Source organism: Tropicimonas sp. S265A, from assembly GCF_049800835.1.
Classification (GTDB): Bacteria; Pseudomonadota; Alphaproteobacteria; order Rhodobacterales; family Rhodobacteraceae; genus Dinoroseobacter.
This window is the reverse complement of the sequence record NZ_JBNAFU010000006.1, coordinates 165,347-178,061: the sequence shown is the minus strand read 5'-3', so window position 1 is coordinate 178,061 and position 12,715 is coordinate 165,347. Positions and strand designations below refer to the sequence as shown.

Genomic DNA, 12,715 nt, shown 5'->3' with positions numbered 1-12,715 from the left:
ACGCGCCGCCAACGTACGTTTCACGCGAAATTCACTCACATATTCGGATAATTCGGCCCTTCGCCACCCTGAGGCGTGGTCCAGGTGATATTCTGAGCCGGGTCTTTGATATCGCAGGTCTTGCAGTGCACGCAGTTCTGAAAGTTGATCACAAACCGTGTCGGCTTGTTTTCTTCCTGCACGAACTCGTAAACGCCGGCCGGACAGTAGCGCGACGAGGGACCCGCGTAATCTGACCAGTCAACACTGATTGCCTTGGCCGGATCGGCGAGTTGCAAGTGGGCTGGTTGTTGCTCTTCATGATTGGTGAAAGAGAACGAGACATTTGTCAGACGGTCGAAACTCAAGACGCCATCCGGCTTCGGATAGTCAATGGGCTCGAATGCCGACGCTTTGCCAGTTGCCTCGGCGTCGGATTTTCCATGTTTGAGTGTTCCGAAGATCGAAAAGCCCGCTGTGTTGGTCCACATGTCGAACCCGCCAAGCATCAGGGACGCCGTCAGCCCGTATTTGGACCAGAGCGGCTTGACGTTGCGGACACGCTTGAGGTCCTTGCCAACAGGCCCGTCGCGAAGTTCCGCTTCATAGGATTTCAACTCGTCGCTAGACCGCCCGGCCTTGATCGCCTCAAATGCAGCCTCTGCCGCTGCCTTGCCGGACAGCATCGCGTTATGATTGCCCTTGATCCGAGGCACGTTCACGAGGCCCACCGAGCAGCCCAGCAAAGCGCCGCCGGGAAAAACCGATTTGGGCATGGACTGGTATCCGCCCTCCGAGATGGCACGCGCGCCATATGCGACCCGCTTGCCGCCCTTCAAGAGCTCCGCAACCATCGGGTGATGCTTGAAACGCTGAAATTCCATGTAGGGGAAGAAGTGCGGATTCTGGTAATTCAAGTGCACCACGAACCCAACATAAACCTGATTGTTATCAAGGTGATAAATGAATGAACCACCCCCGGCATTGGACCCGAGCGGCCATCCCATCGTGTGCGTGACCGACCCTTCGCGGTGTTTTGCCGGATCGACCTCCCAGATTTCTTTCATGCCGAGTCCGTATTTCTGCGGCTCGCGCCCCATCGACAGGTCATACTTCTCTATCACCTGCTTGCTGAGCGAACCGCGTACACCTTCGCCGAGGAAGACATACTTGCCGTGCAGCTCCATACCCGGTTCATAGGCGTCGCCTGGGGTACCATCGGGGTTCTTGCCAAACTCGCCCGCGACAACCCCTTTGACCTCTCCCTTGTCACCGTACACCAGCTCTGAACAGGCCATGCCGGGGAAGACCTCCACGCCCAGTTCCTCGGCCTGTTCCGCCATCCAGCGACAGACATTGCCCATCGAGACGATGTAATTCCCATGGTTGTTCATAAGGGGCGGCATCGGGAAATTGGGGATGCGTACCTGGCCCGCTTCGCCCAGCATGTAGAACTTGTCATCCTTGACCGGAACGGTGATCGGCGCGCCCTTGTCTTTCCAGTCGGGGATCAGTGCATCGATACCAACCGGGTCGAGCACGGCACCCGACAGGATATGTGCGCCAACCTCTGAACCCTTCTCCAGCACCACGACATTCAGATCGGCGTCGAGCTGTTTCAATCGGATCGCTGCACTCAGGCCAGCAGGGCCTGCACCCACGATCACGACATCGTATTCCATGGCTTCGCGTGTCACTTCGGTCATTCGGTCTCACTCGGCTTTGGCTCGGAGCCGGGCGGAATCCCGGCGGGAGGCTGTCTACAAAATCCGGCACACAGGTAACGGTGCGCGCTCAAGGGGTCAATTGTGTCGCCACGGCGCCCCGGCAACTGTCGCAACGTCGCAGAAAATTCTGGGCCTTGCGGCGGGCGACGGCATCATTAAGGTCAGGTCTTCAGGTGTGACGCTCTCGTCAGAGGAAAGACAAATGGACAAGATCCCGATGACCCAGAAAGGTCACGCGGCGCTGGATGCAGAACTCAAGACGCTGAAAAGCGTGGAGCGGCCCGCCGTGATCAAGGCGATTGCGGAAGCACGCGAACATGGCGACCTGTCGGAGAATGCCGAGTACCACGCAGCGCGCGAAAAGCAGAGCTTTATCGAGGGCCGGATCAAGGAGCTTGAGGCCATGCTGTCGCTTGCGCAGGTCATCAATCCGGCAACCCTGTCAGGTCCGATCAAGTTCGGAGCCACAATCACCATTGTGGATGAGGACACGGACGAAGAGAAAACCTATCAGATTGTGGGCGAAGCCGAAGCGGACATCGAGAAAGGGCTTCTGAACCTGAAATCACCCATCGCACGCGCGTTGATCGGCAAGGATGAGGGCGACAGCGTCGATGTCCGTACACCCGGTGGCGTTAAGTCTTACGAAATCCTCGAAATCGAGTACAAGTAGGCGAACCGCATCAGGACAGGCCTCAGGATGCCAGACCAGAAAGAACCCTCTGCGCGTCTCGACCTCGCGTCTCTTGCGCCTGCGCAATCAAAGCCCGCGATCACCGCGATTGAAGTCATTGCGCTCAGCCTGAGCCTGCTGTGGCTCATCGCGATCCTGTTTTTGTTCTTCACTCTCGACCTCGGTGAAAGTCTTGCGCAATCTGGGGGCACCGGGCTGGGCATGATCATGATCCTGCTGGCAGTTTTCCTGCCCATTGCGCTGATCTGGGTAGCGGCCTCGGTGGCCCGCACAGCCCGCGTCATGCGGGACGAGGCGGACCGTCTGCAAGGCGCTATCGCTGCGATGCGCGAAACAGTCGTCGAACAGAACCGCTCTGCCAGCCGCGGCGTGAAGCCCGAGGTCGAAAAGAAGATTGATGAGATCGCGCAAGTGGCAAAACACACCGAAACCGCGCTTGTCAGCTTTGCCAGTCGACGCGGGATGGACATGCCCGTGTCTGAACGCAAGGCGGCCTTGCCGACGCCTCCGCGGGCGCCGGGTCAGACAGAGGATCAGACATCTCTGGCGCTTGGCGTCCCGTCGGAGGATCTGCGTGAGCCGATCTCCGTATCAGAGTTCATCCGCGCCGCGAATTTTCCGGAAACCACCGAGGATCGCGAGGGCTTTCGTGCCCTGCGGCTTGCCCTCGAGGATCGCAATGTCGGCCCCTTGATCCGGTCGGCGCAGGATATGCTGACGCTGATGTCCGAGGATGGAATCTACATGGACGACCTGCGCCCGGATCGCGCCAAACCCGAAGTCTGGCGGCGGTTTGCAGAAGGCGAACGCGGACGCGCGGTTTCGGCGCTGGGGGGCATACGCGACCGGTCCTGCCTTGCGCTGACGGCCGCGCGCATGAAAAGCGATCCCATTTTTCGCGATACAGCGCATCACTTCCTGCGTCACTTCGACAAGACTTTCGCGGCTTTTGCGGAACAGGCCAGTGACGAGGAGATCGCGAAACTGGCCGAAACCCGCTCCGCACGCGCTTTCATGCTACTGGGCCGTGTGACGCGCACCTTCGAATAGCAGGTCTTGCAGCGGGTTTCCGGATGGCCTAGCGGTTGCCCCGAGGTCCAAGATGTCGCTTTCAAACCATTTCTGGGCAGGCGTTCGTGCCGGTGCCCCATTCCTTCTGGTTGTCGTCCCATTCGGGATGCTTTTCGGCGTGGTCGGCACCGAAGCCGGACTCGATCTGGCGCAGGTGATGGGGTTCTCTGTTCTTGTCATCGCCGGGGCCGCACAGTTCACCGCGGTGCAACTGATGACGGAACAGGCCCCGGTGATCGTGGTTCTGGCATCCGCCCTCGCGGTCAATCTGCGCATGGCGATGTATTCTGCCGCGATAGCCCCGCATCTGGGTACGCGCGTCGGGTGGCAAAAGGTTCTGGCAGCCTACTTCATGGTCGACCAGACCTTTGCCGTCTCCAGTCAACAGTTTGATGAAAACCCTGAGATGAGTGCGGATCAAAAGTTCGCGTTCTTCATAGGTACGCTGTGCCCGGTCTGCCTGCCCTGGTACGGTGCAACCTGGATCGGGGCCGTGGTGGGAACACGCATCCCACAGGATTTCGCGCTCGACTTTGCGATTCCCATTACGTTTCTGGCATTGATAGGACCGGCTCTGCGCAGCCTGCCCCACGTAGCCGCCGCAGTGACAGCGGTTATTGGCGCACTGGTCTTTGTCAACCTGCCCTTCAGCCTGGGGACGATTGTCGCGGCGTTGATCGCGATCCTGGTTGGAGCGCGCGTGGAACTTTGGCAAACACGAACGGCGCGGGCATGATCGAACTATCTGCGCCAACGATCTGGATGATCATCGTGTTTCTCGGCATTGGAACGCTCGGATTGCGCTACAGCTTTCTGGGCGCCTTGGGTGGACGGGATTTGCCGGAATGGGTGCTGAGGCATCTGCGGTATACGGCTGTCGGGGTGTTGCCGGCGCTGATCGCCCCTCTGGTGGTCTGGCCGGAGGCGACCAACGGCGCGATCGATCCGGCACGCCTTGCGGCAGCCGCTGTAACGCTTGCTGTGGGTGTCTGGTCAAAAAACGCCCTGCTCTCAATCCTATGCGGGGCGGTCACATTGTTCGGCGCTTTGGCCCTGTTGGGGTAACAAACCGGCGCGTTTCGTTGTGCAAATACGTTTCGCAGCCTATCTTTGTTCAAGCTTAACGTGGACTTTCCCAGCGATGCGATTTCTTACGCGTAGCCTGATCGGTCTTGCCCTGCTCGGCCTCACACTGGGGCTGATCGGGTACGGAGTGCTCAACCTGCAATCTGCACTGGCAGATCGCGCCGCCCGCGAAGCCGCTCCGCGCAGCGAGCGAGAGCGCGTTTATGCAGCGCCTGTCCAACGCATCACCCCACAAGAGATTACCCCCAAACTCATCGCTTACGGGGAGTTGCGCAGTCTCCGCGAACTGGAGCTGAGGGCCCCCACCAGCGGTTGGATCGAAGAAGCGCACCCCGCCTTTCGGGAGGGCCGCTCGATTGCTGCCGGAGACGTTGTTGTCCGTATCGACCCCGCAGATGCAGAAACGCAACTGGCCACGGCGCGTGCCGACCTTGAGGATGCCGAGAACGAGTTGATCGATGCGGAGCGCGCGTATCTGCTCGCGCAGGACGAATTGGCTTCGGCGACGTCTCAGGCGGATCTGCGATCTCAGGCACTCGCCCGTCAGATTGACCTGCGCGATCGTGGCTTCGGATCTGATGCTTCCGTAGAAACTGCAGCATTGGCGGAAGCCGCAATCAACCAAACAGTTTTCTCACGCCGTCAGGCCGTGGCCGATGCCGAAGCGCGGATCGAGCAAGCCGGTACAGACCTGTCCCGCCGTCGGATCGATCTTGCAGAGGCGGAGAGGCTTTTGTCGGAAACGGTGGTTCGTGCCCCGTTCGACGGGGCCTTTACCGAGGTCGTGGCGGAAACCGGAACACGGGTGGCAGAGAACGAGCGGCTCGCGACCCTGATTGATCCAGACCTTCTGGAGGCAAGCTTCCGCATCGCCTCGGCCCAGTATCTGCGCTTGCTGGACGACCGTGGCGTGCTCTTGCCAACGGAAGTCACGGTCTCGCTGGATGTTCAGGGATCGCAGATCGTCACACAAGGCACGCTGACCGGAGTTGCCGCGCAGGTGGCCGACGGCCAGACAGGGCGACAGCTCTTCGCGACACTTGCGACAAGCCGTGGATTCCAGCCCGGCGATTTCGTCACCATCACGGTCAGTGAGCCGCCGTTGGCGAACGTGGCGCAGCTGCCAGCCAGCGCCTTGACGCCCGACAGTTACGTCATGGTCCTTGGCGAGGATGACCGCCTCCGGCAGATGCAGGTGTCCTTGCTGCGGCGTATCGGGGACGAGGTCTTGATAGACGCTGCGGCTTTGGACGGCCTCGAAATCGTGACACAGCTGACCCCGCTGCTTGGCGCGGGTATCAAGATCCGCCCGATCCGACCCTTGGCGGAAACGGCACAAGCTGCTCCGGGCGATCAGGCCAGCGCCGTACCGATGATCACGCTCGACGCAGCGCGCCGTGCCGAGCTGGTTTCGATTGTCGAGGCAAGCACGCAGTTGCAGCAACCAGCGAAAGACCGTTTTCTCGTGCGGCTCCGTGCAGAGCAAGTACCCGCTGAACTGATCACTCGGATTGAAGCACGAGAAGGCGGATAACGCGGTGCTCGGCGGTCTTCTGTCTTACTTTACCCGACACCGCACCGCCGCGAACTTGCTGCTGCTCTTGTCGATTGGCATGGGAGCAGCCCTCGCGCCGCAAATGCGCGCCCAGTTCTTCCCTGACGTTGTCACTGACGAGGTTGACATCACCGTCAACTGGGATGGGGCCGGACCGGAAGATGTCGATACCGCGATCATCGAAGTCCTCGAAGCGGACCTTTTGGCCGTGGACGGTGTGACGCGGGTGAGTTCTGTCGCCAGAGAAGGCCGTGCCTCGATCGAGTTGGAGTTCGAGCCAGACTGGGACATGACCCGCGCTGCCGACGATGTTCAGACGGTCGTCGACGGCGTAACGACCCTGCCCGAGGATGCGGAAGACCCGAGTGTGCGCCTTGGGACATGGCGGGACCGGGTTACGGACGTCGTGATTCACGGACCCGTCGGCGTTGACCAACTGGCACGCTTCGCGGACGAGTTTGTGCAGAACCTGTTCCGCGCAGGGGTCACGCGCGCCACGATACGCGGTATCGCGGACCCGGAAACGGTGGTCGAAGTCCCCACAGTTGCCTTACTGCAGTATGACCTGAGCATGGCCGAGATCGCAGACGCGATCCGGGCAGAGGCCACCAGTACGCCGTCAGGGGATGTTGCGGATGGAGCTGCACGCGTCCGCACCGGGTCAGACACCCGAAGTGCCGAAGCCATCGAAGCCATTGTGCTGCGCACTCAGGAGGACGGAAGCCTTCTGACAATTGGCGATGTGGCCCGCGTTTCGGTGGGTGCCGTGGATCGGGAACGCGCCTATTACGTCGGCGAGAACCGCGCAATGTCCATCCGGATCGACCGCAATGCCCAAGGCGATGCGATCGGAGTTCAGAAACTGGTCGAGGAGGTTGCCGCAGAGTTTGAAGCCAGCTTGCCTGAGGGCGTACGTGTCGAGCTGATCCGCACCCGCGCGGAAGCGATCACAGCGCGCCTGAACATCCTGCTGGACAACGGACTGCTCGGCCTCACGCTGGTTGTCGGCCTGTTGTTCCTGTTTCTGAACGCGCGAACGGCTTTCTGGGTCGCGGCCGGTATTCCGGTCGCGATGCTGACAGCGGTCGGTCTGATGTATCTCGGCGGCCTGACGCTCAACATGGTGTCGCTTTTTGCGTTGATCATCACTTTGGGAATCGTGGTCGACGACGCGATCGTTGTGGGGGAACACGCGGATTACCGCGCCCGCGTCCTGGGGGAGGCTCCGGTCGTCGCCGCCGAAAATGCGGCCAAGATCATGTCGGCGCCGGTTTTCTCCGCAACGTTGACGACGATCATCGCATTCTTTGCCCTCACATCTGTCGATGGCTGGTTCGGGCGTCTGGTCAGCGACATCCCTTTTACCGTGATCGCGGTTCTGATCGCCTCCTTGGTGGAATGCTTTCTGATCCTGCCAAATCACATGGCCCATGCCTTGGCCCATTCGGCCAAGGAACACTGGTACGACTGGCCGTCACGGCAGGTGAACCGCGGCTTAGACTGGGTTCGCGCCTATCCCTTCCGCAAGCTGTTGCGGCTCGTGATCTGGGCGCGGTACCCGGTGTTCGCGGGGGCGGTTGTCCTTCTTCTGGCACAGGCGGCCCTGTTCGTGCGAGGGGACGTCACGTGGCGTTTTTTCAACTCGCCAGAGCGCGGATCGGTGAGCGGCAACTTCGCCATGCTGCCCGGAGCCACACGCGCCGAAACGTTGGAAATGATGCGAAGCGTTCAGGCCGCAACAGAGGCACTTGGAAAAAAGTATGAAGAAGAACACGGTCTGAACCCACTTCAATTCGTGATGACAGAGGTTGGCGGCACCACGGGTCGCGGCCTTGCGGGAACAGAGAACAAGAACCGCGATCTCATGGGCTCGATCGCGATTGAACTGATCGATGCAGACTTGCGCCCATATTCCTCGTTCGATTTCGTGGGCGAGTTGCAACGAAGCGTGCCACGGCACCCCAAGCTCGAAACGCTCAGCTTCCGGGGTTGGCGGTCTGGCGGAGGTGGCGACGCCTTGTCGATAGAACTCTTTGGCGCAGATATCGCGCGCCTGAAAGAGGCATCCGAAGCCCTGAAAACAGCATTGTCTGGCTTCCCCGAGGCCTCGGCGCTCGAAGACAGTTTGTCCTTCGACAAGGAAGAAATGCTTCTCAACCTGACACCAAGGGGTGCGCAACTCGGGATATCCGTCGAGGATCTCGCCCGCGTCCTTCGCAATCGCCTGAACGGCATTGAGGCCGCGACGTATCCGTTGGGGCCAAGGACGGCTTCGATCCGCGTGGAATTGCCCGACAGCGATGTCGATGCTGATTTTCTTGAACGTACGCTTCTGCGAACCGCCACCGGAGATTATGTCCCGCTTGCGGACGTGGTGACTGTGTCCACGCGCGATGGATTCTCCACCATCCGGCGTGAAAACGGGCTTCGCATTGTCACCGTCAGCGGCGATCTTGACCAGGATGACGCGAGCCGCGCAGCGGAAATCAGACGATCCATCGAAACCGATATCATGCCAAGGATCGAGAGCGATTTCGGTGTCGGGTGGCGCAATTCCGGGCTTGCAGAGCAAGAGAGCGATTTTCTGTCCGACGCCGCTCTGGGATACATTCTCTGCTTGATGGGAATTTACCTATGCCTGGCCTGGATCTTTTCCAGCTGGACCCGTCCAATTGTGGTGATGATCGTCATCCCGTTTGGATTCATAGGCGCCATCTGGGGGCACTATATCTGGGATGTGCCCATTTCCATGTTCTCGATCGTCGGGCTGATCGGCATGGCCGGGATTATCATAAATGACTCGATCGTGCTGATCACGTCGATCGAGCGATACCGAGTGGATCGCGGCCTCACTCAGGCGATCATCGATGGAACCAGCGATCGGCTGCGGCCCGTTCTTTTGACCACTCTGACCACGGTGCTCGGGCTTGCCCCCCTGCTTTACGAGGGATCACAGCAAGCACAATTCCTGCTGCCGACTGTCATAACGTTGGTTTACGGGCTGGGGTTCGGCATGGTGTTGGTCTTGGTGCTGGTACCTGCCGTCATGGCCATGCAAAGCGACATCCGCAGACAGGTATCGGCGTTCCAGCGCAGCGTGAGACGTCCGCTGCGCGCCGGGGCGTCCGGAGGCGCCACCGTTCTGGCCGCACTGGGTGTTCTTACTGCCTTCGCAGCAACGTTCGGGTCTGCCGCCGCGCGCGGCGAACTGCCCGGCACTATTTCGTGCTATGTTCCAGATGCGTTGAGCCTGCCGTTACAAGCGCTGTTTGGATTTCTCGTGCTTGGGGGCACCGCGATCTTGCTGGCGTGGACGATGGGAGCCGCGTTGCGCGCCTTCGTCAGTCAGCGCGCAACACATCCCAAGAGCTCGTAAGCCGCTGTCTCGGAAATCACTGTGACGCGCAGAGCGCTTCGGTCGAAAACATAAGGGACGTTCTCTGGCGGATAAAGATCCGCCTGGGCACGCAATTCGGTCCCTTCCCGCCAGGTCTTCGAAGTCGCGACCCAGACCGCTTGATTTGCCGGTTCAATTACCGGGTACTCTCCGGCCTTTGCAGGAACAGTCATGCTCAGGCTCAACCGAAATCCGTCCTCGATCGGAGTGATCTGGCAGTCCGGCTGGGCGGAAATGCGCGTCGGAGCCTGTTTGAGCGCCTTGCTGATCGACGGGCTTGGCTGCCCAGGTGCCGCAAGCGTCACATTCAACGGGACATCAACGGGAATACAGATCGCCTCGCACACGCCAAGCCGGACGTGACCCCGCAGCTGGATCGGCGCATCCGCATCCAAGGTCCTGAACTCAAGCGGAAAGACCACTGACCCGCCATACCCGATCGAGATCATGTTGAGATCGCGATACACTTTGGGCTTCGGCAGATGCGGCACCATGGCGGAAATGTTTTCGGACCCGCTGAGATCGAACTGAGGCGGGATCCCCCCCTCTCCAGGCACGCGCCAATAGGTTTTCCACCCATCCTCAAGCTGAAGCCGAAGTCCAGCAATGTGGCGCCCGTCGGCTTCGCGCCAACCAGGCAGAACATCGACCTGCAGGACCGCGTCTATATCAGGAAACTGCGCAGACGCAGAAGTCGCGGCAAAGCCGAGCATCATACCAAGACAGACATGGCGGAAAGTGCGTGTCAGATCGTTCATCGCGCGGAACCATAGGCGATGTTGGACCCAAGTGGAAAATCACAAAAAAGAAACACCTGCGTGCGGTGTATGGCCTGAGACAATGGGCGCCTTGTATCCACACGGCGCGCCTATCAAATGATAGGTTATGCAGATGCAGCAAAACACCGATGGCCTGAGTGGAAAGCTCCTGATCGCGATGCCCGGCATGGGCGATACGCGGTTCGACCACAGTGTCGTCTATATGTGCGCCCATAGCGAGGACGGCGCGATGGGGCTGATCGTGAACAAGCCGGCGCCCGAAGTTCGCTTCGAACACCTGCTTTCACAGTTGAAAATCGAGCATGACGCCACTGCGCGCGACGTTTCAGTCAACTACGGTGGACCGGTCGAAACAGGCCGCGGCTTCGTTCTGCACAGCTCTGATTATGACGGCAACAGCTCGACCCTGCAGGTCGACCCTCAGATCGGTATGACTGCGACTCTCGATATTCTTGAGGACCTCGCGCGTGGCCTTGGCCCTGCAAGCTGCCTCTTGGCCTTGGGCTATGCCGGCTGGGGACCAGGTCAGTTGGAGGGAGAATTGCAACGCAATGGATGGCTTACCTGCGATGCCGATCCGGAATTGGTGTTTGAGGTTCCACCCTCACGCAAGTGGCAAACAGCGCTTGAACGGCTGGGCATTGACCCGTTGATGCTGTCCGCAACCGGTGGTCGAGCCTGACCCGATTGATCACCTGTCGACGACGCGCTGAGACAGTGTCTTCAAGATCCGGCTCGCGGTCTTCTCGAACAGGCAAGGCACAAAGGCATGCACCAACGCAGCGCCCGAGGCCGCAAAGAGCAGTGCAGCAAAGCGCAAGGCAAACCAGAAGTGCTGGGCGTAAGTCTCTTCCACAGACGCGGGATGATCGATGAAGATATGAGTCAGTAATCGGGTCATGTAAGCCTCCTTCAGTGTGGTCGCCAAGATGGACGAAAACCTGCAGCGATACGTCCCAAATTTATGTGGAGAGTTCAAAAAATTTGGGATAATTTCCAAAGTATGGCTGAAAAATTCGACGATTTTGACCTGAAAATCCTCAGAAGCCTTCAAATGGATGCAGCGCGGTCCATGGATTCGCTTGCGGATATTGTCGGCCTGTCGCGCAATGCGTGTTGGCGGCGCGTCCGCCAGTTAGAAGAAAGCGGCGTGGTCAAACAGCGGGTTGCCGTTCTGGATGCCGCACAGCTGGACCTCGGACTGATGGTCTTTGTCCACCTTCGCGCCAAGGAACATACAGCGGGTTGGCTCGAGCAGTTTCGGAATACCGTCTCCTTGATGCCCGAGATCCGCAGCGCTTTTCGGATGAGTGGTGAACTGGACTATCTCTTGCAGGTTCAGGTCGCGAACGTGGCGGGGTACGATCGTTTCTACCAGCGGCTCATCGCGCGCATTCCCGCATCGGATATCTCCGCCAGTTTTGTGATGGAAGAAATCAAGAACACGACAGCATTGCCGATCTAGTCACCGGATCGCGGAGCCGCCGCGCGCCGCAGTCGGTCGTTGATCGCGATTCCGATGCCGCGTTCGGGGATCGGCGCGACAGCGATGCGCCGCCCGTTCGCGCGTTGGTCCAGGAGTCGAAGTGCCGCAAACAGGTTTGATGCAGCTTCTCCGAGGTCGCCCGACGCTGACAGAGACATATCCGCCCCCTCGCACGCGGCCCCGAAACCGAGCCACAGTTCGTTCGCGCCCCGGGACCTGGCATCAAGGCGCACCGGCGAGGATGGCGCATAGTGCGACGCAAGCTGTCCCGGAGCGGTAAGAACATCAGTCTCCTGAGTTTGCACAATCGGAATACCAAGCACTTCAGACAGGGCGGACTGGCTTACACCGCCGGGGCGCAACAGCACCGCCCGAGGACCGGTCAAGGACAGAATGGTCGATTCGACCCCCACGTCGCAGGGTCCCGCATCCAGTATCGCATCAATGCGACCGCCTAGTTCGTCTCGAACATGTAGTGCGGTTGTCGGGCTCACCCGGCCCGATATGTTGGCGGAAGGGGCAGCCACGGGTCCGCCGAACGCCGCCAGCAATGCGCGCGCAACGGGATGAGCCGGCACACGAACAGCGACGGTTCCCGCCCCCTTGGGCACCATTGCCGGAGCCAGTAGCCGTGCATCCCGGACCGGCAGGACCAGTGTCAGGGCGCCGGGCCAGAAAGTATCGGCGACGGCGGCGGCGCGCGGATCGAACCGGGCGATGCGCGCTGCCGCGTGCGCGTCGACCACATGTGCGATCAGGGGGTTGTGCGCCGGACGGCCCTTGGCCGCGTAGATCGCTGCCACCGCATCCGGATTGCTGGCGTCTCCGCCAAGCCCGTAAACTGTCTCCGTCGGAAATGCGACGAGTCCACCGGACCGCAACAGCGCAGCTGCGGCAACGATTCCGTCAGGGTCTGGACGAAGTAGCCGGGTCGTTCGGAT

General features: G+C 60.2%; 12 protein-coding genes. 8 read left to right on the top strand and 4 right to left on the bottom strand.

The window, feature by feature from the left end:
- Window positions 1-35 precede the first annotated feature (35 nt).
- On the bottom strand, window positions 36-1,685 hold the full coding sequence (locus ACP15N_RS15125) for an electron transfer flavoprotein-ubiquinone oxidoreductase (RefSeq protein WP_425093155.1): 1,650 nt from the start codon (window positions 1,683-1,685) through the stop codon (window positions 36-38).
- Window positions 1,686-1,908: 223 nt separating this feature from the next.
- Here ACP15N_RS15125 and greA point away from each other — a divergent pair, with 223 nt between their 5' ends.
- The 6 genes from greA (at window position 1,909) to ACP15N_RS15095 (ending at window position 9,488) form a co-directional block, all read left to right on the top strand.
- Window positions 1,909-2,379 (top strand): transcription elongation factor GreA, encoded by a 471-nt coding sequence (gene greA / locus ACP15N_RS15120; protein WP_425093154.1) that lies wholly within the window; start codon window positions 1,909-1,911, stop codon window positions 2,377-2,379.
- Window positions 2,380-2,406: 27 nt separating this feature from the next.
- Window positions 2,407-3,450: a hypothetical protein gene (locus ACP15N_RS15115; protein WP_425093153.1), complete on the top strand. Its 1,044-nt coding sequence runs from the start codon at window positions 2,407-2,409 to the stop codon at window positions 3,448-3,450.
- 52 nt (window positions 3,451-3,502) lie between these two features.
- Window positions 3,503-4,207, top strand: a complete 705-nt coding sequence (locus ACP15N_RS15110; protein WP_425093152.1) for an AzlC family ABC transporter permease — start codon at window positions 3,503-3,505, stop codon at window positions 4,205-4,207.
- Window positions 4,204-4,536: an AzlD domain-containing protein gene (locus ACP15N_RS15105; protein WP_425093151.1), complete on the top strand. Its 333-nt coding sequence runs from the start codon at window positions 4,204-4,206 to the stop codon at window positions 4,534-4,536. Before ACP15N_RS15110 ends, ACP15N_RS15105 begins: the two co-directional genes overlap by 4 nt.
- A 76-nt stretch (window positions 4,537-4,612) precedes the next feature.
- Window positions 4,613-6,091 carry an efflux RND transporter periplasmic adaptor subunit gene (locus ACP15N_RS15100; protein WP_425093150.1) on the top strand — a complete coding sequence of 493 codons (1,479 nt, stop codon included), beginning with the start codon at window positions 4,613-4,615 and terminating at the stop codon, window positions 6,089-6,091.
- Window positions 6,069-9,488 (top strand): efflux RND transporter permease subunit, encoded by a 3,420-nt coding sequence (locus ACP15N_RS15095; protein WP_425093149.1) that lies wholly within the window; start codon window positions 6,069-6,071, stop codon window positions 9,486-9,488. The genes ACP15N_RS15100 and ACP15N_RS15095 overlap by 23 nt, the downstream gene beginning before the upstream one ends.
- Here the strand turns inward: ACP15N_RS15095 and ACP15N_RS15090 are convergent.
- Window positions 9,458-10,267, bottom strand: coding sequence for a protein-disulfide reductase DsbD domain-containing protein (locus ACP15N_RS15090; protein ID WP_425093148.1), 810 nt, complete (start codon window positions 10,265-10,267; stop codon window positions 9,458-9,460). The genes ACP15N_RS15095 and ACP15N_RS15090 overlap by 31 nt on opposite strands.
- Window positions 10,268-10,400: 133 nt before the next feature.
- Between ACP15N_RS15090 and ACP15N_RS15085 the strand changes: the two genes are divergently transcribed.
- Complete coding sequence (locus ACP15N_RS15085; RefSeq protein WP_425093213.1) at window positions 10,401-10,970, top strand: YqgE/AlgH family protein; 570 nt, start codon at window positions 10,401-10,403, stop codon at window positions 10,968-10,970.
- 9 nt (window positions 10,971-10,979) lie between these two features.
- Here ACP15N_RS15085 and ACP15N_RS15080 read toward each other — a convergent pair whose 3' ends face one another.
- Window positions 10,980-11,189, bottom strand: coding sequence for a DUF6356 family protein (locus tag ACP15N_RS15080; RefSeq protein ID WP_425093147.1), 210 nt, complete (start codon window positions 11,187-11,189; stop codon window positions 10,980-10,982).
- A 63-nt stretch (window positions 11,190-11,252) separates the two neighbouring features.
- Here ACP15N_RS15080 and ACP15N_RS15075 point away from each other — a divergent pair, with 63 nt between their 5' ends.
- Window positions 11,253-11,753 carry an Lrp/AsnC family transcriptional regulator gene (locus ACP15N_RS15075; protein ID WP_425093146.1) on the top strand — a complete coding sequence of 167 codons (501 nt, stop codon included), beginning with the start codon at window positions 11,253-11,255 and terminating at the stop codon, window positions 11,751-11,753.
- Here the strand turns inward: ACP15N_RS15075 and ACP15N_RS15070 are convergent.
- Complete coding sequence (locus ACP15N_RS15070; protein WP_425093212.1) at window positions 11,750-12,715, bottom strand: L-threonylcarbamoyladenylate synthase; 966 nt, start codon at window positions 12,713-12,715, stop codon at window positions 11,750-11,752. The two genes, ACP15N_RS15075 and ACP15N_RS15070, sit on opposite strands and share 4 nt — an antisense overlap.